This is a genomic window from Vibrio sp. Makdt (assembly GCF_027587015.1).
GTDB lineage: Bacteria > Pseudomonadota > Gammaproteobacteria > Enterobacterales > Vibrionaceae > Vibrio > Vibrio chagasii_B.
Genome location: NZ_JAPPTH010000008.1, coordinates 63,778 through 86,660 on the forward strand (window position 1 = coordinate 63,778; position 22,883 = coordinate 86,660).

The window sequence follows — 22,883 nt, forward strand, 5'->3', positions numbered from 1 at the left end:
GCTCCTTAATCTTGAGACAGTTTAGTGAAACGAAGGTTTAGTAACGCTAGTGCACCAACCAATAGGAAGATAAGCGTCGCGATAGCACTTGCTAGACCAAAGTCTTGACCGCCGCCGCCTTCGAATGCAATTCGGTAGGTGTAGCTTACAAGCAAGTCTGTGTAACCCGCTGGCTCAGAAGTACCAATCATGTTCGGGCCACCGTTTGTCAATAATTGAATCATTACGAAGTTGTTGAAGTTAAAGGCAAACGCTGCAATCAGTAGCGGTGTTAGCGGCTTAATCATCAATGGGAACGTGATACGCTTGAAGTTATCCAAGAAGTTCGCACCATCGATTGCTGACGCTTCGTATAGGTCATCAGGAATCGCTTTAAGCAGACCCATACACAGAATCATCATGTAAGGGAAACCTAGCCATGTGTTTACAATCAACACCATGGTTTTCGCAAGAATCGGGTCAGAGAACCAGTTCGGGCTTAGACCGAAGATATTCTCAAGTACCATGTTGATCTCACCAAAGCTCTGGTTGAATAGACCTTTAAAGATAAGAATCGAGATAAACGCTGGTACTGCGTAAGGCAGAATCAGTAGAACTCGGTAAACGGAACGGCCTTTCAGCTCTTCCCACTGTACGATGTTTGCAAGCACAAGGCCGATAACCAGTGTGAACGCAACTGTACATACAGAGAAAATAACCGTCCAAATGAAGATACTAATGAAAGGTTCTTTAATACCGTCATCTTTCCACACACGCTCAAAGTTATGTGTGCCGATGCCAACTACAAAGCCAGGAGAGATTGTGTTGCCCGTAAATTCGCCATTTGCGTCAACAGGTTGATAGAACCCCACATCCATATTTGGCTTTAGAACATCACCGGTTTCATTATTAACCAGTGTTTCACCATCTTCTTGAAGTGTATAAAGCGGAGCAACTGAAGCAAACTTACGTAAGCCACTCATGCGGATGTCATCACCGTTTGGCAGGTGGAAATCAACACCGCTGATCGCTGCTCTATTTTGGATGATCGCTTTGATCTTCTCTTTTTCACCTTGAGTCGATTCGATAACTGATAGGTCCATGTCTGTCGCTGTCATACCTTCTAAAGAAAATACGTCAGTCGCTAACAGTTGATCGCCATCTTTAACCACGATCTGGTGGCCGTTATCTGTTTTGTACAAAGTGAATGGGTAGCTTTCGCCGCTTTGGAAAGAGCGGTCTAGAAGAACGGTTTGTGTACGCTCTAGAGAGAGTTGGTTTTTTGCGCTGTAGTTAGTAAACGCGAGCCCTACTGTGTATGCCAATGGGAAAAGAATGAACAGGATCATTCCGGCAATACCTGGGTAGATATAACGGTGGGCGTAAGTTTTCTTACTACCAAAAATGTAAAGTGCCAAAGCCGTTAAGATCACAGTAAGCAATGCAAAAGCAAGCTCACCGCGAGAATACATTAGAATTGTAGCGTAGCCGTTAATTAAGCCAACGCTACCAAGCAACCCCCATTTGATGAAGACGCTTTTACTGCCTGGAAGGCTTGATGGTGCTGGGATAGCATCTGTACCTTGAACTGACTGCATAGAGGAACCTGCTAGCGATATAGATAAAAATTGAAAAGTAAGGAGAGGTTGCCCCCTCCTTAAAAGGTAGTGCTTAGTTATTACTTAGTCATGCGAGATTCAGCACCTTTCAGTGCTTGGTCTACTGTTTGACGACCATCAACTACGTTGCCGATCGCTTCTTCCATGCTGTACCAGAACGTTGTGAACTGAGGGATGTTAGGCATGATTTCGCCGTTCATCGCGTTGTCCATTGTTGCTGCGATACGAGTGTCGCTGTCTAGTTGACGTTGGAAAGAGTTTAGAGCAACAGCGCCTAGTGGCTTGTCGTCGTTTAGGCTCTTCATACCTTCATCAGTCAGAAGGTAGTTTTCCATGAACTCAACCGCTAGGTCACGGTTTGGAGAAGCTGTGCTGATACCACCAGCCCATACGCCAACGAAAGGCTTAGACGCTTTACCGTTGAATTTAGGCAATGTTGCTACGCCGTAGTCTACGCCAGCTTTCTCGATGTTTGCCCAGCCCCAAGGACCGTTGATAGTCATTGCAACGTTACCCGCAACGAATTCAGACTCAGCTACTGAGTAGTCCATGTCCGCTGAGATAACTTTGTCTTGTACCATCTTCTCGATGAAACCTAGAGACTTCTGAACACCATCAGTCGCTACGCCCGCATCTTTAATGTCGTAACCTTCTGCAGTCTGTTTGAATGCGTAACCGCCGTCAGCTGCTAGTAGAGGCCATGTGAAGTATGCGCCACCACGTAGAGGCCACATGATCGCTTTCTTGCCTTCTTTTTGAAGTTCAGCGTTAAGTGCTGGGATCTCTTCCCAAGACTTAGGTGGGTTAGGAACAAGTGCTTTGTTGTAGATTAGAGAAACTGACTCAACAGCAACAGGGTATGCGATTGTCTTACCTTCGTAAGAAACTGCGTCCCATGCGAAGTCTACGATACCTTCTTTTGTCTCTTTAGAAGGTTTGATATCAACAAGAAGACCTGCTTCCGCGAAACCACCGAAACGGTCGTGTGCGTAGAAAATCATATCTGGGCCGTCACCAGCAGCTGCAACTTGAGAGAACTTCTCTTCTAGTTTGTCAGGGAAAGCTACTGTTACTTTAACACCAGTATCTTCTTCAAAGCGTTTGCCTACTTCAGCCATGCCTTCGTAAGCTTTGTCACCACCTACCCAGATTGTTAGTTGTCCTTCTTCGATAGCAGCGTTTGCACCAAAAGAACCCAGAGCAACTAATGTACCTAGAGCTACAGCGCTTAGAGCGTTTTTCATGTGAATATCCTTTTTATATTTATACGTAGGGCACATCTAACAAGACGAGCCAGTTTTCGACGGTTATGATCTGAGAAAACAGCCCCTAGCTCATCATCCTAGCCACTACGCCCTAGCTATTATGGCTTAAATTCGTGATCACCATCCGGTCAGATTAGAGACTAGAATCACAAAACACATACTCATCGTGATCAGCATCACCGTTATGCGGTGGATTTATTTGAACTGGATCGCCAATTATTATTAAACCCCTATATCTACTCCTCCCCTCCTACTCCCCCTAGTTAATTTTCCATTAGGAGGATGTACGCTTACGCTAATTCACCGAAACTGCATCCATCCAAGAGTGGATAGTAAGAACCCTTTACCAGCGAGTGTTGTGTTTCATACATAATGCATTAAGTTGGCTTCACTGCCCGCTGTTGTCTTTATTAAGCATCGAGCTAAATCTGTGATGGAATCACGGGGGAGGTTTAGCTGGATGTGGGGGAAATAGGCACCAGTTTGGCTATGACGGGTGGGCTTGGTTACAGAATCCAAGTCTCACCCACTTTTTTTCTTACTCACTCAATACTTACCAATTCCTACAGTTACTGCTGACCCAAAAATTTCTTATAATGATAAGCAGTAAAACTTAAAATTTGATCGATCGAGGACAAGCTAGATGGCGAGTGTCACGTTAAAAAACGTTTATAAATCATATGGTGATGTACAGATTTCTAAGGACGTAACCTTAGACATCAACGAAGGTGAATTCGTAGTATTCGTTGGACCATCAGGTTGTGGTAAATCGACGCTATTACGTTGTATCGCAGGTCTAGAAGACATTACGTCTGGTGATTTGTACATTGGCGATCAACGCATGAACGACGTTGAGCCATCTAAGCGTGGCGTAGGTATGGTGTTTCAATCATACGCGCTATACCCTCACCTAAACCTTTACGACAACATGTCTTTCGGTCTTAAGCTAGCGAAAGCAGACAAAGCAGAAATTGATAAGCGTGTTGAGCATGCGGCTGAAATCCTACAGCTTGGTCACTTACTAGAGCGCCAACCAAAAGCACTTTCTGGTGGTCAACGTCAACGTGTTGCAATTGGGCGTACTCTGGTTTCTCAACCAAACGTATTCCTACTGGATGAACCGCTATCTAACCTAGATGCTGCTCTGCGTGTTCAAATGCGTTCACAAATAACTAAACTACAACGCCAGCTTGGTTGCACCATGATCTACGTTACCCACGATCAAGTGGAAGCGATGACAATGGCTGACAAAATCGTTGTACTTGATGGTGGTTACGTATCTCAAGTTGGCAAGCCACTTGACCTATACCACTACCCTCAAAACCGTTTCGTTGCTGGCTTTATTGGCTCGCCGAAGATGAACTTTATGTCTGTACACATTGAACAAGCGGAAGCAGAGCGCGTACTGGTACAGCTTTCAAACGGCATGACTTTCTGGATCCCTGTTGATGGTACAACCGTTAACGTTGGTGACCGCATGTCACTAGGTGTTCGTCCAGAGCACTTAATGTCTGCAGAAGCGGGCGACGCAACGATTGAAGGCGAAGTGATGATTGTTGAGAAGCTAGGTAACGAAACTCAAGTTTACCTAAACCTTGAAAGTGCAGATGCTGATGTTATCTACCGTCAACCAGACACACTAACGGTTGAACCGGGCGACAAGCTTGCTATCGGTATCCCAGCGCACCGTTGTCACCTGTTCCACAGCGATGGCAAAGCATGTCGTCGCCTGTACAAAGAGTACGGCACTGAATAAGCGCTAAGCCTTTAAGATATAACTTGCCCAATTCAAATCCCTCTTACGCTGTAAGGGGGATTTTTTCTTTAGATTCGACCTGTATCAGTAAGCAATAAAAAAGGCCTAGCGTGTGCTAGACCTTTATCTGTTTAGTTTGAGCCTCAGCTCAACCAATCATTTAACGCTGTAACCCAACAACTAGGTTTGTTTTTAACTTAGTGAATTGGCGTATCATTCTTTTTGTTGAACTGACCAAAGTGCGCTTCTAATACTTCAGGTGTCAGTTTGCCTTCCGCTTCTAGTCGCTTGAACTCAGCAACAATCGCTTTCTGCTCTTCAAGTGATGGCAGTTTTACTTCTGGCTCATCGCCCATCTCTTGAGTCATCTGCTCTAGTTCTTTTTCAAAATCGCTCATGATACATACTTACCTAAATATTAAACCTAATCAGATTTTACTCATTTCCGCTCTATGATGCTAGGTTGATTGAAAGCAAAGCCCGAAACCAGATCAAGCTAAAGGCAGTTAGAAGCAAATGAGTCCACCAATAAAAAGAGCCGGATTCACGATGAAATGAATCCAGCTCTTCGTCTAAATCACTTTCTAAGCCATGTTACAGCTTGAAAGGATTAAAGCTTGAATGAACCAACCATCTTATCTAGGCGAGAAGACAAGTCACGAAGCTCTTGGCTCGCCTCAGCAAGTTGCTCCGCTGTGCCCGTTGTGACTTCGTTGATCGCGTTGATCTCTTCGATATTCTGATTAATGGTGTGAACCACCGTTGATTGCTCTTCAGTTGCTGTTGCGACTTGCGTGTTACGGTCTGAGATATCAACGATACGGTCAGAAATACCACCCAATACATCAACCGCTTCATCCGATGCTGATACACCTTCAAGCGTAATCACTTTACCCGCACTCATTGCGGTTACCGCATCTTTTGCATCACTTTGCAGTTGGTTGATCATCTTCTGAATCTCTTCCGTTGAATCTGCAGTACGACTTGCTAAATTACGAACTTCATCCGCTACTACCGCAAAACCACGACCTTGCTCACCGGCACGCGCAGCTTCAATCGCAGCATTCAATGCAAGTAAGTTGGTTTGCTCTGAGATATCACGGATAACACCCAGAATAGAGCCAATGTCTTGCGTTGTTGAAGCAAGCTGCTCAACCACTTGACCAGTGCTTTCGATGTCTTGTGCCAAACGGCTTATCGCATCTTTTGCTTTGTTAACCACAGAGCGACCAACTTCAGTATTACCCGAAGCTTGTGTTGCCGTTTCAGCTGCGGTTGCGGCGTTCGATGCGATCTCGCTGATGGTCATACCCATTTGGTTGATCGCTGCCACCACTTGAAGAGTTTGGTCACGTTGCTCTTGGCTGTTGTCATGGGTGATGTGTGCTTTGTTAGAAACGCTCTCCGCCGCTACTTGAAGCGCTTGGCTTGTCGAGCATACCTCTTTCATCGACTCATGGATCTTTTCAATGAACCCATTGAAGCCTTTTGAAAGCTGAGCGATTTCATCATTGCCTTTCACTTCAATACGCTGCGCAAGATCACCGTCACCTTCACCAAGGTCACTGAAACGCTTAGCCAATAGCTTGATTGGCTGCGTGATGCTGTTCGCTAGTACTACGCCCATCAAGATAAATGCTAATGCCACTACCGCAGTCATGATCAACATCTTTTGGGCTGTCTCATCTAACTCAGCAAACACTTCCCCTGTTGGAACAACGCCAATGACGAACCAATCCATTGACGACACGTACAAACTTGCGACAAACAGTTCTTGGCCTTGGCTCTCTGTCGTGATCAGGTTGAAACCTGACTTATTCAGAAGTTGGCTTGCTTGAGGGCCGTAAAGTTGTTGAAGAGAAGAATCACTGCGAGAACGCTCACGGTGAATCTGCACGTCACCTTGGCTGTCGGTTAAGAATACAAAACCAGTATTCTCAATTTTGAAGCCGTTAAGAAGGCTCACCATGTCGTCCATCGATTTTGATAGACCAGACATCGCCAAACCAGAAGGCTGTTGGTAGTTAGCGAACATCTTCACTTCACCGTTGGCTTCTTGGAACATGCTCACCATGGTTGGCTGCCCAGATTGAGTAAAGCCAAAGAACCAACCATCTTGTTGTTGATTAAGCTGGCGTAGGAAGCCATTTTGGTTCCAGTAATACGCCGTTTGACGGTTTGCTACTGAAGCATCATTTAAGTTGTATTGGTTACGCACATTATTCAGTTGTTTAACCAACTTACTCTCTAACGCTGGATCGCGATCTGTCGACTCGATTGCATCAGAAATAAATTCATTTGAAGCGATTTGCTCAGCAGCCAGTAATAACTGGGAAACTTCACGGTCAATCTCACCATTGATTCGCTCTAGCATTCCAGGAAGTTCAATATCGACCAATCGATGACTCAATACGTCTCGTGCTTGTTGCTGTGCCATCGCGCCAACAATAACCGTAGAGGCAAGAACCGCAAAAGTAATACCTAGTACTACCTTTTGCTTAATACTCAGAGAGTTAGTTTTAAACATATTTGGACCTTTTAAAAAGAATCGCTCTTCATTTGTATCCCAAAAACAGGGCTTTTTAGTGCACTCTTAAGCTAAAATGCACAGTCTGAGTTATGTATCGACCAATACCCATAAATCTAAAGAGTCATATCGCAAAAATTTGCAAAACAATGTAATAAGCAAAATCATCAAAAATCGTACAGCATCGGCACACCAAATATGCCGTCATCGACCCTCTACGCAATTAAAACTTCCACACACATACACAACTACCTCAGTAAGCACTTTGGTGTATAAACATCGATTGATATGGTAAAAACCACCTATCAAACGCGTTTCTCGCTAAGCGCTTGTAAATCATTCCAAATTTGAAAAAATAAATTACGTAGATGTACCGGAACTTTTTGCTTTCGAAAAGTGACCAATACTTACAATAAAAATCAAATGGATACCCAGAGAGTCCAAAATGCACAAAACGAATTTCGAAGTCCTTCAAAACTATTTAGAGTCTCAAATCATTGGTCAGCAAGAGCTCGTCAAACAACTGATGATCGCACTACTTGCTGATGGTCATATTCTGGTTGAAGGTCCTCCGGGGTTAGCGAAAACCCGTGCAGTCAAATCACTCGCTGATTGTGTTGAAGGGGATTTCCACCGCATTCAATTTACCCCTGACTTACTGCCTGCGGACTTAACGGGTACCGATATCTTCCGACCAGAGACAGGGGAATTTACGTTCCAATCTGGACCAATCTTTAACTCGCTTATCCTGGCGGATGAGATCAACCGTGCTCCTGCAAAAGTGCAAGCGGCGATGTTAGAAGCGATGGCGGAAAAGCAAGTCACTGCAGGCCGAAAAACCTACGCCCTGCCAGACTTGTTTTTAGTGATGGCGACACAAAACCCGATTGAGCAAGAAGGCACATACCCACTGCCTGAAGCTCAATTAGACCGCTTCCTGCTGCACCTCGAGGTTGAATACCCAGACATGGAAAGTGAGCTTGAAATCCTGCGACTCAACCGCGGTGAAGCTCAAGGTAACGAATCGGTACAACCACAAGAAATCTCTCAGCAGACTATCTTTGAAGCGCGCCAAGAAGTACTCAATATCCACATGGCAGATACCATTGAGCAGTACATCATCAGACTAGTAATGGCGACTCGCCAACCTAAGCAGTACAGCGGCCAACTGGATCAGTGGCTAGATATGGGCGTGAGTCCGCGTGCGACCATTGCGCTCGACCGCTGCGCTCGTGCACATGCTTGGCTTGCGGGTCGCGACTATGTCACACCTCAAGATGTTCAAACGATGGCATTTCCTGTCTTGCGTCACCGCTTGCTTCGTAGCTACCACGCACAAGCTGAAGGTGTCACAGCAAACCAAGTGATTGCACACCTTATTTCGTTGGTTGGTAGCGCATAGGGACACGCGCATGAATAATTTATTACCGAACCACAGTGACGGCGTGATGCTGAACCTGGACGAACTGCTGCAGTACAAAGCGCAGTCTGTTCGATGGTTGCCTCCAGCGAAAAGCCTCTGGTCACAGCTCAATGGTCAACACGAAAGCAACCGCAAAGGTCGCGGGATGAATTTCTCAGAAGTTCGCCAGTATCAAGCGGGCGATGACATACGCAGCATTGACTGGCGAGTAACGGCAAGAACAGGCAAAGCGCATACTAAGTTGTTCTCTGAAGAGAGAGAACAACCTGTCATCTTGTACTTAGATTTATCAAGTAGCATGATTTTCGGTTCAACCCTGTTGCTGAAATCAGTTCAACTTGCGCACTTTGCTAGTCAATTGTGCTGGTTAACCGTCGCTCAAAAAGACCGAATTGGCGCAGTCATCGATACCGGCAAAGAAATCATAGAAATCAAACCGAGTGGCAGTAACCATGCTCCTTTGCGTATTTTGCAAAAAGTCATAGAAATCAATAATGCAGCGCTAACCAACGACGATAATCGTTGCGATACCACCTTAGAGCATGGATTGAAGTCTCTTCATCAACTTTGTCCAAAAGGAAGCGATATTATCCTCCTCAGTGACTTTGTACGTTACCAAGAAAGTGATTACTCACTTATCAGCCAAATTCGCCGACACAACAGAGTTCGTCTGGTACATTTTTATGATCCGCTAGAGCAAGGTCAAACGGCCTATAAAGGCTCAAAACAAGTCACCGATGGCAGTAAAACACAGTGGTTTAACTTCTCCTCTACGAAAGAGAAGCAAAAACTCAATCACGCGTTCTCACTAAAAAAGCAGCAGCTACAACAACTGAGCTTATCTCTCGCGATACCCTATAGCTCGTTGTCGAGTGCACTGCCATTGATGAGCCAGATATCAGGAGCTCAGTCATGAAGCAGCCCTTAGATTTAAGCCCTGTGATTACACCAGATGCGCCAACATGGTGGCCTCTAGCGTGGGGTTGGTGGGCAGTGATTGTCACATCCATCATCTTGATTGCCCTTGTATTTTTCATTGTAAGACGCAGAAAAAACAATCAACAGGCGAAGCAAGAAGCGCTGTCTTACTTCACTAATAGTCAGTCTTCAGATCGTTTGTCTCCGAGTGAAGCACAACGCATCCTTCGTCAGGCTGCATTGAGCTACTTCCCACGAGAAAAAGTAGCAGGCCTAGCTGGTGATGATTGGTTGAAGTTCTTAGACGCGCAATTGAAAAAACCGTTGTTTGTAGAGAAACAAGCTCATTGGCAACAGTCACTCTATCAAGATCCAACTTCAATGAACGAAGAACAACATAAAGTCCAACAACAATTGGTGACTGACTGCGAAACTTGGATTCGCAAAGCCCTTCCTCCAAAGCGAGGTCGTTATGAGTAATCTCCTAAGCACTAACTTACTAAACATTGAATTCGTTTGGTGGTGGATGTTTTTCCTCGCGCCATTGCCGTTTCTCGTTTACTTGTTCTCACCTAAAACAGAATCAAGCGGTGCTCTTAAGCTTCCATTTTTGCCAGAAGACAGTAATACCAAAACGCCAAGCACCCGCTTGCCAAAGGCGCTGTCCGTCATTATTTGGCTTCTGCTGGTAACGGCGAGCGCTCGTCCAGTTTGGTATGGCGAACCTGTTGAGTTTCAACCAAAGCACCGTGATTTGATGTTGGTTGTCGACCTCTCCTACTCCATGAGCCAAGAGGACATGCAATTCAATGGCGAGTACATCGACCGCTTATCGGCAGTGAAACATGTGTTGAGTGACTTCATTGAACGCCGCAAAGGCGACCGAGTTGGTTTGGTGCTCTTTGCCGATCATGCCTACCTACAAACACCTTTGACTTTGGATAGAGACACGCTGTCACAGCAACTCAATCAAGCAGTCCTGAGACTGATCGGTAATCAAACCGCGATTGGTGACGGCATTGGCCTGGCAACCAAGACCTTTGTAGATAGTGATGCGCCTCAACGTGTGATGGTTCTACTCAGCGACGGCAGTAATACCTCCGGAGTGTTAGACCCATTAGAGGCTGCAGATATTGCCAAGAAGTACAACGCAACCATCTACACCGTCGGTGTTGGCGCAGGCGAAATGATGGTTAAAGAGCTCTTCATGACTCGTAAAGTAAACACCGCTCAAGATTTAGATGAACGCACGCTAATGGAAATTGCCAAACGCACTGGCGGTCAATACTTCCGGGCGCGTGACAGCAAAGAGCTGGCAACGATTTACGACACTATCAACCAACTAGAACCCGTGACAAATGCGACCAAAATATGGCGACCACAACAAGAGTGGTTTGTATGGCCTTTGTCGGCTGCCATGTTCTTCGCATTTATGCTGTTAGCCATTAGGAGAAACAATGTCTAACTTTACTTTTATCTACCCATATTGGTTGTTAGCACTTGCTGCCCTGCCCGCTATTTGGTGGCTCAGCAAGAGACAATCGAAACAAGGGTTATTGGCGTCTCATATCGCGCGATATTTAGCCCCAGAATCAAGCAAACCGTCTAAAAACCGCAGTACTTACTTTGGTATCTGGTGGTTGGTTGGTGTTATTGCGCTAGCCGGACCAAGCTTTCAAAACAATGAGCAGCCTAGCTTTGAAAAAACACAGGCACGAGTTGTGATGATGGATATGTCGATGTCGCTCTACGCTACCGACATAAAACCAAACCGTTTAACGCAAGTGAGATATAAAGCGCTCGATCTACTCTCATTGTGGAATGAGGGCTTAACCGGAATGGTCGCTTACGCTGGCGATGCTTATACCATTAGCCCACTAACGTCAGACATCAACACCATTAAGAGCCAAGTACCGAACTTGTCTCCGGATATCATGCCTTACCAAGGCAGTAATGCCCCCGCAGCGGTTAAGCTTGCCATTGAGATGATGACTCGTGCAAAGATCTACCAAGGTGATTTGGTGCTCATTGCCGATGACATCGATGACCAAGAAAAGAAAGAGATCGACTCGCTACTATCTGGTGGCAATTGGACGCTATCTATCTTAGCTGTGGGCAGTGAAAGTGGCGCACCAATCTCATTACCAAGTGGCTCGATGATGCAAACCGACTCAGGACAGACGGTAGTTGCAAGAACCAACTTAAAGAACATGCGCGATCTGACACGCAGCTATGGTGGCGCCTTTACTGAGGTTCAATTTGATAATTCGGATGTTGAACACATTGCGAGATATCTCGACCGCATAGCAACAACGACGGAAGTAACCAAAACCAATAACTCACTCAACACCAGAGTCAACAATGGCTTTTGGCTACTGCCATTCCTCTTGCTACCTGCACTTGGGCTTTTCAGAAAAGGCGTTATTTGGTGCGGCTTGGCTGTGGTTTTGTCTTTTAGCCAACCGAACACGGCGTTTGCAAGCCCATGGAAAACCGACGACCAAGTAGGTTATCAGTTTTATCAAGATGAAGATTTCCAGCAGGCTGCGGAACAATTCAAACAGCAAGAGTGGAAAGGCATCTCACAGTACAAAGCGGGAGACTTCGAAGCGGCTGAGCAGACACTACAAGGTTTGACTGACGAAAGTGCTCGTTACAACCTTGCGAATGCTCAAGCACAGCAAGGCAAGTACGATCAAGCGATCGAAGAGTATCAAAACATTATCGAAAACAACCCTGCTCATGAGTATGCGAAGAAGAATCTAGAAATCGTGAAACAAGCCCAGAAGCAGCAACAGCAACAGCAACAGCAACAGCAACAGCAACAGCAACAGCAACAGCAACAGCAAGATGATTCTGAGTCCAAAGACCAAAAAGACCAAGACCAACCGAATCAGCAAGGTCAGCAAGGTCAGCAAGGTCAGCAAGGTCAGCAAAATGATTCTTCGCAAGGCTCAAAGAATCAACAGCAAAACTCTGCAGACAATGAAAACTCGCAGAGCAAAGCTGATAGCCAACCTCAAAGCACAAGCCAAGAGCAAGCAGAAGACCAATCGAGTGCAAATGCAGGCGAACAAGAGGGCGAGCAATCTAAGCTGCCAAGTACAGCAAACCAGTCTGAGGAAAAAGGGCAGGATAAGTCGCAGCCTCAAAGTGCAAGCGCACAGCAAGCTTCAGATAAGAAAGGTGATAAAAATGCTCAACAAGCTGTAGCACAGGCCTCAGGGCAACCGCTATCGAGTGACCCGGATATGCGAAAGCTTGAGCAAGTAGAGAGTGCGCGTGACCCAAGCCAACTGCTTAAAGCGCAAATGATTTTACAAGCACAACAAAAAAGTGCTCCTAACAACCAGAACAAAAAGTGGTAACCATGCGATTTCTAAACAAGCCATTTTTATCGATAGCCCTAACGCTGCTGTTGGGCGCTTTCTCGTCATTTTCAGCACTGGCGGCTAATGCCGTAGCAAGTGTTTCACAGAACAGTGTCACCAAAGATGAAGTCTTCCTACTTAGAGTTACCACCGACGAGAAGGTCTCTTCTGATGCTCTGGATCTCGCCGCGCTTCAGCAAGACTTCTATGTTGGCACACCAAGCTTTGGGTCATCGATGCGCATCATTAATGGTAGCCGTTCGGTGTCAAGCGAGTGGAACATCACCCTTGCTCCACTACGCTTAGGCCAGGTACAGATCCCTAGCTTTGACATTGAAGGGGCTAAAACCAAGCCTATCACCATCAGTGTCGCCGTTAATAAAGCGGCGCCAACTCAACATGACATGGCTGAGTTTCAACTTAATCTAAGTAAGAGCTCACTATACCCACAAGAGACCGCAGAGCTTGATGTAAAGCTGATCATTAAAGCGGATCCAAGAAGGCTTCAAGATCCGATAATCGCGCCACCGAGCTCTTCAGGCTTAGATGTGGAACCTATTGGGGAATCGAAGCAATTTCAAGACGTTCTCAATGGAAAGGAGGTGACGGTAGTTCAACAGTCATTCCGTATCTCGTCACAAAAAGCAGGTCAATTTAAGCTGAACGGGCCGAAGCTAACAGGAGCTGTTGTCTACTCAACCAACAACTCTAGTACAACGCGTTTGTTCCAACTCGACACACCCGTTGAAACCTTAGATGTCACCGTAAAGGAAGTGCCAAAAGGCTACAAGGGTGAGTGGTTACCAACATCGAACTTCAAATTGATACAGCAATGGTCTGATAGCCAAGGTAACGAATTAACCGGTAACAAAGGATTAGAAGGCGATAAGCAAGCCATCGAAATGGAAGCGGGTGATTCGTTAACCCGTACTATTACCATGACGGCGAGTAACTTAACGCAGCACCAACTGCCGAAGCTGAATATCACCTACCCTAAATCGGTTCGGGTTTATGAAGAAAAACCGCAATTTGGAACAACACAGTCAGGCGATACGGTGGTGGTGTACAAACAGGTTCTAATCCCAAAAGAGGCAGGAAACATCTCACTTCCGGATGTTTCCCAAGCTTGGTTCAATACTGATGCTCAATCAGAACAAACCAGTAAAGCTCTGGGCCTAGAGCTAGCAGTAACAGCAAGTGATCGTGTTGTATCAAGCGCACCTCCTGTTGCTAGCGCGCCGCTCCAACAAACAGCGCCAACGGTGATTAACGTCGATAACCCAGGGTTCTGGCCTTATCTCACCGCCCTATTTGCTGCTTTATGGTTGATTAGCTCTGTGATGGCCTTCTACTTCTGGTCACGCCGCGGTGTAACGACAAAACCAACATACACTGTTGAACGTCAATCAGATACCGCAGAAACGCTTATTGAAGCTCTAAGAACGAAAGATGGCGTGATGACCAGAACCTTATATGAGCAATGGAAATCTGAACATACAGATCTAAGTGATGAGACGTTACAAGCCGTTGAAGCCGAACTCGCCAAGCTAAACCAAAGCCTTTATGGTGAAGCCGGTTCACCAGCCCAAATCTGGAGCCCTGAGCTGGCAATCAAAGCTGTGAAAAAGCCCAAAAGAGTCGCGAGTAAAAAGCATAATAGCTCGCTAGAAAAGCTTTAGTCGACACTGCTCATCAAGAACAGTAAAGCACAAAGGCCGTTGATCATATGGAGATTAACGGCCTTTATTTTAAGAAAGAGAGGCTGTGACTTTTTTACGTTTTAATGCAGAAACAATTCGATTTCGCCCCGAATCTTTGGCTTGATACAAGGCTTTATCTGCCTTGCCATACAACAAATCAAAATCGAACTGATGCTGGTCAGACGTTATCGAGGCATAGCCAACGGATGCGGTTAAATAGGGGCTGGTACTACTTTCACAATGCAGGATTTTTGCCTCTTCAATGCATTTTCTAATCGACTCTGCACGTTGCTTTGTCTCTGAGTGATTCGTGCCAATCATCAACAACATAAACTCCTCTCCGCCAATCCGACAGAAGGTTTCTTTATCATTGTGAACATGGGCATTCAGTATCTCACCTACTGTCCTCAGAGCCGCATCCCCTTCAGTATGACCATAGACACTGTTGTACAAACCAAAGTGGTCGAGGTCGACAAGAATCAAGCCAAATGTAATTTCGTTCTGTAAGGCAAACGCCCCTTGATCGTCACCGTTCAAGTCTTCTAACACCTGCGACAACATACGGCGGTTTCCAAGGCGCGTCAGAGGGTCGAGTTTAGAAATGATATCTAACTGCTCATTCGCCAACTCTAGTTCTTGGGTACGCTTACTGACTTCTTGCTCCAATGTTTCATTGAGCTTTTTCAGTTCTTCTTGAGCCATGGTTCTTTGCAGCACCTCAGCAAGGCTCGAAGCAAAGATACGTATGACCTCACGAAGCTGTGAGGTAAGCGGGCTACGAGTTAGCAAGTTATCGGCAGCGATAAACGCAATAGGCTCACCCGTGTTTGTGGTGAGCATAGTCATGGCCGTCCAACCAACGCCGACAATATTGAAATCATGGTAAATAGGGACCGATTCTTCGAAGGCGACTTGATTCGGGCAAGCACGAGCTGCGGCTACAATGTCACGTTCCACCAGCTCAGAGCGATAATAGGACTCATCGACAATATCGCCTTTGATGTCGGTACCCCAAGTACCCTGCATGTAACTGCACTTTTTGTCTGTTAGGAAAACCGCCAGTCGATCGATACCTAGATGTTGAATCGCAAAACTAACGGCAGACTTACAGACTTCACTGACGCTATCGCATCGAGACAGCTCAACCATACTCGAGTGCAACATACGTATGTTCTGCTCTTGGCGCTTGCGAATATAGATCTGAGAAAGCAGAGAGCCAAAAGACTCAAGCATCTGCTTTTGATAGTTAGTAATCGGTGAACGATGAATGTAATTATCCATGGCAATCCAACCAACAGGTTTATCGCCTTCACGCAAGATGAGCATGCCATTCCAGCCCTGCCCGACCACCTTACCTTCTGTATACAGAGGCGCATTATCGATGATGACTAGATTAGTATGGTTATCAGACAGCGCTTCAATGTATTCCGCTTCAAGTTGATGCAAATCGTATTGAGTATGGTGTTCACTGTTGGTTTTACCCGCTTCGTCAGTGCCATAAGTGCCACTGAAGCAACGCTTTTTCATATCAAGCAACATGAAGATCGCACGATCAAACCCTAACCTATCTCGCACAGCCTCAACCGATGCTTTATACAAAGCGTCTAGTGATTCGGGATTAGAAAGCTCAAGCGCGACCTGATGGACCAACTTCATGTTCTCAACAAACAGTTCACGTAGCTTTATCTCATCTAAATATTGAGCTTCACGGGTGTCTCTATTTTTTATTTCAAGCGCCGCATTCTTTTCGGCACGAATACATTGCCAACGGGCAGCCGCGAGCTGTAACACATCAAGATCTTGGTCAAAGGTTTGGTTAACCTTCTCAGCATTGCAATTTTGAACAATTAAATAAGTTCTGGAGGCAGGTGCGTTGTCGAGCATCATGATAAACGACTCCCCACCAAGCACTTTCATGTGTTCCCAATTACAGGTGTTGATTGCCATCGGTAACACACCGTCTGCGGTATCAAACTGTGAGACCCACGGCCAAAATGTAGAGGGGTAGCTCGCCAATGAGGTTAGGTTGCCATAAGAGAAAAGCGGTAATGCGTCGCTCTCCGGCGTCGGTTCAGCAAATATTCCTATCCCTTTTGGAGTAAGTACCTTAACCAGATAGTCAAAAAGAGACTCAGCCAACAGACGGTGGTCGCGTGTCGCAGATATTTGTTTTGCAAAGGCTTTAACAGGCACAGCTTCCTTCCATTGGCGATTAAGAATAAAGCAAAAATACAGAAGGCTTGATATGCAATCAATGTAAGTAAAAATGAGATGTTAAGCGGGTCGCAGTTTCACCTTTTACATTATCACAAGCATGAGAAGGACGACAAAAATGGGATTCTCTGCCCAAATTTTCATCGACATTGGGACTTTTTTAGAGGCATAAAAAAGCCCCACCTAAAGTGGGGCAAAACTTCCATCGCTTATAGTTATAGTGATAATTCTATTGATCGATTCGATTATCTAACCTGCGTTTCAGTTAGTGTGCAAAGGTATCTAATCGCTTAAACACCGCACGTAAATCATCGATTAACCAAAGTCACCGTTTACGTAACCTTTAGTACGATCATCTTTTGGTTCACTGAAGATAACACTGGTTTCGTTGTGCTCTACAAGCTCTCCCATTAGGAAGAAAGCAGTACGGTCTGAAATACGACGCGCTTGCTGCATTGAGTGCGTTACGATAACGATAGTGAAGTCTTTCTTCAGGTCTTCCATCAATTCTTCAATCTTATGCGTCGCGATTGGGTCAAGAGCCGATGTCGGTTCATCCATCAGGATTACATCTGGTTCCATTGCAATGGTACGTGCGATACATAGACGCTGTTGTTGACCACCAGACAGACCAAATGCATGCGCTTTAAGACGGTCTTTTACTTCATCCCACAGTGCAGCACTGCGTAGCGAGCGCTCAACCACTTCATCGATGTGTTTTTTGTCTTTGATACCTTGAGCACGTAGGCCGTATGCCACGTTCTCGTAGATGCTCATTGGGAACGGGTTTGGCTTTTGGAATACCATGCCTACGCGGATACGTAGGTCAGCGACATCGATATTACCGTAGATGTCAGTGCCATCCATATCCAGCTTACCCTTAATCGTAACGCCTTCAATTAGGTCATTCATGCGGTTCAAACAACGCAATAGTGTTGATTTACCACAGCCAGACGGGCCAATCAGAGCAGTAACCTGGCGAGTTGGAATTGGCAGGTTGATAGATTTAAGCGCTTGGTTGTCGCCGTAAAACAGGTCTAGGTTCTCAATATCAAATTTGTTCATGTTCGTAATCTCTAAATTCTTAAATTCGTGTCTAACTTGATGCTTTCTTTATCACGGGGGCTCTCTTTATTGTTGAGCCAGTAGCTAGTGAGCTTAGTAAGTTGCCGTGTTGAAGCGTCTCGCAATCAGTTTTGTAACCATGTTGATCAAGAGAACCAATACGATTAGGACTGTCGCCGTGCCGTAGGCTTGGTTCCACTCATCGATAGTAAATAGCTCTGTTGTCAGCTTATATAAGTGAACCGTTAGTGTACGTCCAGAATCAAATACAGATTCAGGAACACGTGCCACCATACCTGCTGTTAAGAACACAGGCGCTGATTCACCAATTACACGACCAATACTAAGAATGACCGAAGTTAAGATACCTGGCATTGCGCTTGGTAAGATCAAACGCCAGATAGTGTAGATTTTTGAAGCGCCAAGGCCATATGAGCCTTCACGGTAAGTTTGTGGTACTGCCATCAATGCTTCTTCTGTAGTACGAATGATTACAGGAAGAATCAGAATACTTAGCGTTAGTGCACCCGATAGAATCGAGAAGCCAAGGCCAAGAATCGATACAAAGAAGGTCATACCGAACAGACCGAAGATAATCGACGGAATACCCGCTAGAGACTCAGTACAGAATCGAATCGCTTTAACCAGTCGGCTACCAACTTTCGCATATTCAGTTAGGTAGATTGCCGTCATGATACCCAGCGGTGCTGCAACGGCAATCGATGCAATTACCATGTAGATCGTGGCGATGATCATTGGGAAAATACCACGCTCTTCACCAGTACGAGTGTAATCGTCAGTGATGAAGTTCCAATCTACGTATTGCAGACCGTTCGATAGGATGTACCAAATAATCCAGAATAAGAAACCAACAGTGACTGCTGCTGCCGCCCAGATAAAACCCTTTAGGATGTTATCTTTAGTTTGACGGGCTTGTTTTAGTTTTACGAGATCCATATTACTCATCCCCGCTTACTTCGATTTTTCACGGTTAAGATAAAGTAGAGCACCATTTAACATCATGATGAACACTAGAAGTACAACACCGGTTGCGTAGAGTGCATTTGCGTGAACGCCACTTGCGTAAGACATCTCAATCGCAATGTTTGCTGTTAGTGTACGAGCCGAGTCCAAAATACCTTCTGGCATTGCTGGAGCGTTACCCATCACCATGATGATTGCCATGGTTTCACCAAGTGCACGACCGATACCTAGAATCACACCAGTCATAATGCCTGAACGAGCAGCAGGAACGAGCAGCTTAAAAATCGTATAGATTTTAGAAGCACCCAGTGCAAGTGAACCTTCTTTGTACGTACGAGGTACCGCACGAATCGAAGTTTCAGAAACCGTAATAACGGTAGGAAGAATCATGATACCTAGAACGATGATACCTGCCAGAATAGTGTTACCCGCCGGTACAGAGAAGATGTTCTGAATCATTGGAACGATGATTACTAGACCAAAGAAGCCGTAAACTACCGACGGGATACCCGCTAGAAGTTCAACTGCTGGTCGAATAATATCTGCAAGACGCTTAGGAGCGATCTCAGCAATAAAAATAGCGGTTAGTACACCTACTGGAACACCAACAACTACAGCGCCTAGTGTCGACACAATCGATGCAACAATCATAGTTGCAACACCGAATAGAGCTGGAGGTAACCAGTCAACACCCAAAACGATGCCAGAAACACCGGCTTCTTGGAATGCAGGGATACTCTCTGCAACGATAAAGTAAGCGATAACGGCTAGTGATACGATGCCGATTACAGCACTCGATAAGAACAAGCCGTGGAAGATTCTTTCTCTCCAGTCAACGCGCTTCTTGGTGCGCAGACTCGGCTTATTGATTTGAGTCGCTTCAGTATTCATAAGCTTTTCACTATTTGCGATGGTCATATATAAAATCTCAAACTTTGTGGCTCAAAAAGAGCTCGAAATAACCAAAGTTGAAAGAAAAGGCTCAGCCTAAAGTCAGGCTGAGCAATAATTTAAAGTGAGTCAGTTAAGATTAGTTAACTGTGATGTAGCCTTTCTTACCAGCGATAGCTTGAGCTTCGTCTGCAACCATCCAGTCTAGGAACTGTTGAGTTTCAGCTGTTGGAGCGCCAGACTTGTAAAGTACTAGGAAAGGACGAGCAACTTTGTAAGAACCGTTCTTAACGTTATCTACAGTCGCTTCTGCGCCGTCGATAGTTAGAGCTTGAACAGATTCGTCAACTGTACCTAGAGAGATAAAGCCGATTGCGTATGGGTTGCTTGCTACAGAAACTTTAAGTGCGCCGTTACCGTTAGCAACTTGTGCACGTTGAGAGATAGCCGATACTTTCTTATCGCCGATCTTCTTCTTAAGCTTCATGATGTCTTCGAATGCACCACGTGTACCAGATGCAGTATCACGAGTGATTGCTACGATTGGCTTGTCTGCACCACCAACATCTTTCCAGTTAGTGATGTCGCCTTTGTAGATTGAAGTGATTTGCTCAGCAGTAAGAGCAGATACTTCGTTATTTGGGTTTACAACAACTGCGATACCGTCACGAGCGATAACTAGCTCTTTCAGGTCAGCAGATTTCTCTTCTTCTTTAAGGTCACGAGAAGAGATACCTAGGTCAGCACTTCCATTTTTTGCTGCTTTGATGCCTGCAGAAGAACCTGGAGCTTGAATTTCGATGAACACTGGTTCGCCTTTATTCATGTAGGTTTCTGCAAAAACTTCAACCAGTGGAGAAGCACTGTTAGAGCCAACTACAGAGATAGTTTCTTTAGCTGAAGCTGTATTCACTGTTAGAGCGCCTAGAAGTGCGATTGCACCGATAACTGTCTTTTTCATCACAAATTTCCTTTAGTGGCGTTATTGCCGTAATGTTGTGTTTGCTTGAACGGTGCCTACTTTAGAATCCGAATGTGACAGTTGTGTTTCACTAAATTGAAGCCTATATGACAACTGCAATTTATTTTCTTGTTTTCTCCTTATTAGATGCCTTCGAGGTAATACATTGCCTTGTTCTATAAGCACTAAGTATTTATTCCAACCAAATTAAAACAACCCGCTCAAATAACCATCAATGCTGATTTTTACGTAGAACATGGCCAACCCTCCCCTTATTAGCCTTACCTTTACAAAGGTTAAAAGGCTTAATTGAACGATAAATAATCAATATTTATCAAATACCTATCGCATATATCTAAATCGAATCTATTACTGATTGAATTGTCATTCTCAGAAGTTAGAATCACCTGCTAATAACAATAATAACAATTGCTTCTGCTCATTTATTTATTCAAAGAGGGACATTACATGCGCCAACTTCTCAGTGGCTTATCTATAAAAATACAAATACTAATACCTGTACTCTTTTCCGTCGTATTGCTTTTGACGGGGGTTATTATCGGTGGTGACAAACTAGAAAATGCCTTTAAAGAGGTATCTATCGCAACAGACCAACTGATCCTACATAAAGAAGAACTCAGCGAAATCGTCGACAACAGCTACGGTATGCGCATCAAAGCGATCTACAGCTTGTTCAATGCAGATGATGTGAAAACGTTAGTTCAAACTCTTAATGAAAAGCGCGACCTAAACACTCGTCTATTAAACTCCTTAAATACTGTGCCGGGGATGCAAGACGAAGTGGCAGCGATGAGTAAAGCGATGAATCACTATGTCGACTTTTCTCGTACAACAATGCTTCCTTTATTAAAGACAAAACATGGTAATTCAGCTCCGTCTTCTGACTTCGATGCACGTTACCAAGTGGCTATTGACCAATACCGTCATGCAGGTAACGAGATGGTACAAGCCATCAATACCCTATCTAAAAAGCTCAACTTACTTGCAACGCAAGAAGTAGACATCAATGGTCAGCAACACACCGATACACTTAATACGGCAACGGTAGCTCTATTAGTTATCCTTTCAATCGCATTGGTCATCAGTTGGGTACTCGCAAGCATCATTGTTAAGCCGATCAGCAATATTCAAGCAACTATGCGCGAAGTCGCAAATGGTAACTTGCTAGTAAAAGCAGAAGAGTACGGCGACAACGAAATCTCTCGCTTAGCAAAAGACGTAAACCAATCGGTAGACCAACTGCGTGACACCGTAAGTTCACTTTCTCGAATCAGTATTGAAGTCGCTTCTGCATCCACAGAGCTGGCTGCAGTAATGACGCAATCAAGCGTGAACTCAGATCAAGAGAAGCAAGAAGTTGAGCAAGTTGCTTCTGCAGTGAATCAATTGGAGAGCACAGCTTCTCACGTTAACGAAAATGCAGTTCAAGCAGATTCGGCATCTAAGCAAGCCGACGAAATGGCAACGCACAGCATGAGTTTGTTTAACGAAAGCAACAAAGCCAATGAGCAAATGGCTATTCAGCTTAGTGAAGCAGCGAATGTTGTGGGAACACTGAAAGAGCACTCAGAACAGATAGGCAAAGTGATTGAGGTGATTCAAAGCATCTCTGAACAGACCAACCTACTTGCGCTGAATGCGGCTATTGAAGCGGCGCGTGCTGGAGAAAGTGGTCGTGGTTTCGCTGTGGTTGCCGATGAGGTTCGAATGCTAGCGGCACGCACTCAAGACTCAACCAAAGAGATACAAACCATTATCGAAGGTTTGCAGGTTCAATCTGGCAATGCGAACGAGAGCATGAGCAGCTCACTGGCGATGCTAGAGCACAACCAAACACTTGCAGCTGAAGTAAGCGAGGCTCTTTCTGGTATTGCCAACTCGGTAACGGACATGACGGAAATTAACACTCAGGTAGCCTCGGCAGCGGAAGAACAAAGCCAAGTGACGTCAGACATCAACCGCAATATCTCCAACATCTACAGCTTAGTAAGCCAGAACGTAACCGGGATTACTCAAGCTGCTGCTGCAAGCCATGAGCTATCGAACCTTGCAGAGCAACAGAAGCAACAGTTGGGTTACTTCAAGGTTTAAGGTTCGATCTTATACTCTAGGCGACCCACCTAATAACAAAAAGCCAGTCATTCGTGACTGGTTTTTCATTATTAAACTCTTTCATTGAACAAGCCTCG

The 22,883-nt window shown here is 45.2% G+C and carries 17 protein-coding genes; 8 read left to right on the forward strand and 9 right to left on the reverse strand.

Annotated elements, in window-relative coordinates; genetic code table 11:
* Positions 1 to 5: 5 nt before the first annotated feature.
* Positions 6 to 1,577 (reverse strand): maltose ABC transporter permease MalF, encoded by a 1,572-nt coding sequence (gene malF / locus OH460_RS12010; RefSeq protein WP_061032155.1) that lies wholly within the window; start codon positions 1,575 to 1,577, stop codon positions 6 to 8.
* A gap of 80 nt (positions 1,578 to 1,657) precedes the next feature.
* A complete protein-coding gene (gene malE, locus OH460_RS12015; RefSeq protein ID WP_061032154.1) occupies positions 1,658 to 2,842 on the reverse strand; it encodes a maltose/maltodextrin ABC transporter substrate-binding protein MalE in 1,185 nt (394 codons plus the stop codon).
* Positions 2,843 to 3,506: 664 nt separating this feature from the next.
* On the opposite strand from malE, the gene malK reads away from it, so the two are divergent.
* Positions 3,507 to 4,619 (forward strand): maltose/maltodextrin ABC transporter ATP-binding protein MalK, encoded by a 1,113-nt coding sequence (malK, locus tag OH460_RS12020; RefSeq protein WP_008215804.1) that lies wholly within the window; start codon positions 3,507 to 3,509, stop codon positions 4,617 to 4,619.
* Between the two features lie 197 nt (positions 4,620 to 4,816).
* Here the strand turns inward: malK and OH460_RS12025 are convergent, their stop codons facing one another.
* Entirely contained in the window at positions 4,817 to 5,017 is a 201-nt protein-coding gene (locus OH460_RS12025; RefSeq protein WP_004737706.1) for a hypothetical protein, read from the reverse strand.
* 212 nt (positions 5,018 to 5,229) lie between these two features.
* Positions 5,230 to 7,146 carry a methyl-accepting chemotaxis protein gene (locus OH460_RS12030; RefSeq protein ID WP_008215806.1) on the reverse strand — a complete coding sequence of 639 codons (1,917 nt, stop codon included), beginning with the start codon at positions 7,144 to 7,146 and terminating at the stop codon, positions 5,230 to 5,232.
* Positions 7,147 to 7,591: 445 nt separating this feature from the next.
* Here OH460_RS12030 and OH460_RS12035 point away from each other — a divergent pair, with 445 nt between their 5' ends.
* From OH460_RS12035 to OH460_RS12060, 6 genes are read left to right on the forward strand one after another with little or no spacing between them, the layout of a single operon-like run.
* Complete coding sequence (locus tag OH460_RS12035) at positions 7,592 to 8,548, forward strand: AAA family ATPase (protein WP_269997376.1); 957 nt, start codon at positions 7,592 to 7,594, stop codon at positions 8,546 to 8,548.
* A 10-nt stretch (positions 8,549 to 8,558) separates the two neighbouring features.
* Positions 8,559 to 9,485 carry a DUF58 domain-containing protein gene (locus tag OH460_RS12040; protein WP_269997378.1) on the forward strand — a complete coding sequence of 309 codons (927 nt, stop codon included), beginning with the start codon at positions 8,559 to 8,561 and terminating at the stop codon, positions 9,483 to 9,485.
* Entirely contained in the window at positions 9,482 to 9,967 is a 486-nt protein-coding gene (locus tag OH460_RS12045; protein WP_105058456.1) for a DUF4381 domain-containing protein, read from the forward strand. Before OH460_RS12040 ends, OH460_RS12045 begins: the two co-directional genes overlap by 4 nt.
* Complete coding sequence (locus OH460_RS12050) at positions 9,960 to 10,952, forward strand: vWA domain-containing protein (protein WP_269997380.1); 993 nt, start codon at positions 9,960 to 9,962, stop codon at positions 10,950 to 10,952. Before OH460_RS12045 ends, OH460_RS12050 begins: the two co-directional genes overlap by 8 nt.
* On the forward strand, positions 10,945 to 12,855 hold the full coding sequence (locus tag OH460_RS12055) for a vWA domain-containing protein (RefSeq protein ID WP_269997381.1): 1,911 nt from the start codon (positions 10,945 to 10,947) through the stop codon (positions 12,853 to 12,855). Before OH460_RS12050 ends, OH460_RS12055 begins: the two co-directional genes overlap by 8 nt.
* Positions 12,856 to 12,857: 2 nt before the next feature.
* Positions 12,858 to 14,537: a BatD family protein gene (locus OH460_RS12060; RefSeq protein WP_269997382.1), complete on the forward strand. Its 1,680-nt coding sequence runs from the start codon at positions 12,858 to 12,860 to the stop codon at positions 14,535 to 14,537.
* Between the two features lie 69 nt (positions 14,538 to 14,606).
* Here OH460_RS12060 and OH460_RS12065 read toward each other — a convergent pair whose 3' ends face one another.
* The 5 genes from OH460_RS12065 to OH460_RS12085 all read right to left on the reverse strand — a co-directional run bounded on the left by OH460_RS12065 (position 14,607) and on the right by OH460_RS12085 (position 20,673).
* The gene (locus OH460_RS12065; protein WP_269997383.1) at positions 14,607 to 16,751 is read right to left on the reverse strand and encodes a sensor domain-containing diguanylate cyclase; all 2,145 of its coding nucleotides are present in this window, start codon (positions 16,749 to 16,751) and stop codon (positions 14,607 to 14,609) included.
* Positions 16,752 to 17,087: 336 nt separating this feature from the next.
* A complete protein-coding gene (pstB, locus tag OH460_RS12070; protein WP_004737715.1) occupies positions 17,088 to 17,837 on the reverse strand; it encodes a phosphate ABC transporter ATP-binding protein PstB in 750 nt (249 codons plus the stop codon).
* Between the two features lie 93 nt (positions 17,838 to 17,930).
* Positions 17,931 to 18,794 carry a phosphate ABC transporter permease PstA gene (gene pstA, locus OH460_RS12075; protein WP_032498030.1) on the reverse strand — a complete coding sequence of 288 codons (864 nt, stop codon included), beginning with the start codon at positions 18,792 to 18,794 and terminating at the stop codon, positions 17,931 to 17,933.
* 15 nt (positions 18,795 to 18,809) lie between these two features.
* A complete protein-coding gene (pstC, locus tag OH460_RS12080) occupies positions 18,810 to 19,739 on the reverse strand; it encodes a phosphate ABC transporter permease subunit PstC (protein WP_008215818.1) in 930 nt (309 codons plus the stop codon).
* A 112-nt stretch (positions 19,740 to 19,851) separates the two neighbouring features.
* Positions 19,852 to 20,673 carry a phosphate ABC transporter substrate-binding protein gene (locus OH460_RS12085; RefSeq protein WP_102424660.1) on the reverse strand — a complete coding sequence of 274 codons (822 nt, stop codon included), beginning with the start codon at positions 20,671 to 20,673 and terminating at the stop codon, positions 19,852 to 19,854.
* 468 nt (positions 20,674 to 21,141) lie between these two features.
* Here OH460_RS12085 and OH460_RS12090 point away from each other — a divergent pair, with 468 nt between their 5' ends.
* Complete coding sequence (locus tag OH460_RS12090) at positions 21,142 to 22,785, forward strand: methyl-accepting chemotaxis protein (RefSeq protein ID WP_269997384.1); 1,644 nt, start codon at positions 21,142 to 21,144, stop codon at positions 22,783 to 22,785.
* Positions 22,786 to 22,883 lie beyond the last annotated feature (98 nt).

What these genes read in the sequence shown, in the direction of transcription:
- malF (WP_061032155.1), bottom strand. Translation starts at nt 1,577, where the DNA reads ATGCAGTCAGTTCAAGGTACAGATGCTATCCCAGCACCATCAAGCCTT.
- malE (WP_061032154.1), bottom strand. Translation starts at nt 2,842, where the DNA reads ATGAAAAACGCTCTAAGCGCTGTAGCTCTAGGTACATTAGTTGCTCTG.
- malK (WP_008215804.1), top strand. Translation starts at nt 3,507, where the DNA reads ATGGCGAGTGTCACGTTAAAAAACGTTTATAAATCATATGGTGATGTA.
- OH460_RS12025 (WP_004737706.1), bottom strand. Translation starts at nt 5,017, where the DNA reads ATGAGCGATTTTGAAAAAGAACTAGAGCAGATGACTCAAGAGATGGGC.
- OH460_RS12030 (WP_008215806.1), bottom strand. Translation starts at nt 7,146, where the DNA reads ATGTTTAAAACTAACTCTCTGAGTATTAAGCAAAAGGTAGTACTAGGT.
- OH460_RS12035 (WP_269997376.1), top strand. Translation starts at nt 7,592, where the DNA reads ATGCACAAAACGAATTTCGAAGTCCTTCAAAACTATTTAGAGTCTCAA.
- OH460_RS12040 (WP_269997378.1), top strand. Translation starts at nt 8,559, where the DNA reads ATGAATAATTTATTACCGAACCACAGTGACGGCGTGATGCTGAACCTG.
- OH460_RS12045 (WP_105058456.1), top strand. Translation starts at nt 9,482, where the DNA reads ATGAAGCAGCCCTTAGATTTAAGCCCTGTGATTACACCAGATGCGCCA.
- OH460_RS12050 (WP_269997380.1), top strand. Translation starts at nt 9,960, where the DNA reads ATGAGTAATCTCCTAAGCACTAACTTACTAAACATTGAATTCGTTTGG.
- OH460_RS12055 (WP_269997381.1), top strand. Translation starts at nt 10,945, where the DNA reads ATGTCTAACTTTACTTTTATCTACCCATATTGGTTGTTAGCACTTGCT.
- OH460_RS12060 (WP_269997382.1), top strand. Translation starts at nt 12,858, where the DNA reads ATGCGATTTCTAAACAAGCCATTTTTATCGATAGCCCTAACGCTGCTG.
- pstB (WP_004737715.1), bottom strand. Translation starts at nt 17,837, where the DNA reads ATGAACAAATTTGATATTGAGAACCTAGACCTGTTTTACGGCGACAAC.
- pstA (WP_032498030.1), bottom strand. Translation starts at nt 18,794, where the DNA reads ATGGATCTCGTAAAACTAAAACAAGCCCGTCAAACTAAAGATAACATC.
- pstC (WP_008215818.1), bottom strand. Translation starts at nt 19,739, where the DNA reads ATGACCATCGCAAATAGTGAAAAGCTTATGAATACTGAAGCGACTCAA.
- OH460_RS12085 (WP_102424660.1), bottom strand. Translation starts at nt 20,673, where the DNA reads ATGAAAAAGACAGTTATCGGTGCAATCGCACTTCTAGGCGCTCTAACA.
- OH460_RS12090 (WP_269997384.1), top strand. Translation starts at nt 21,142, where the DNA reads ATGCGCCAACTTCTCAGTGGCTTATCTATAAAAATACAAATACTAATA.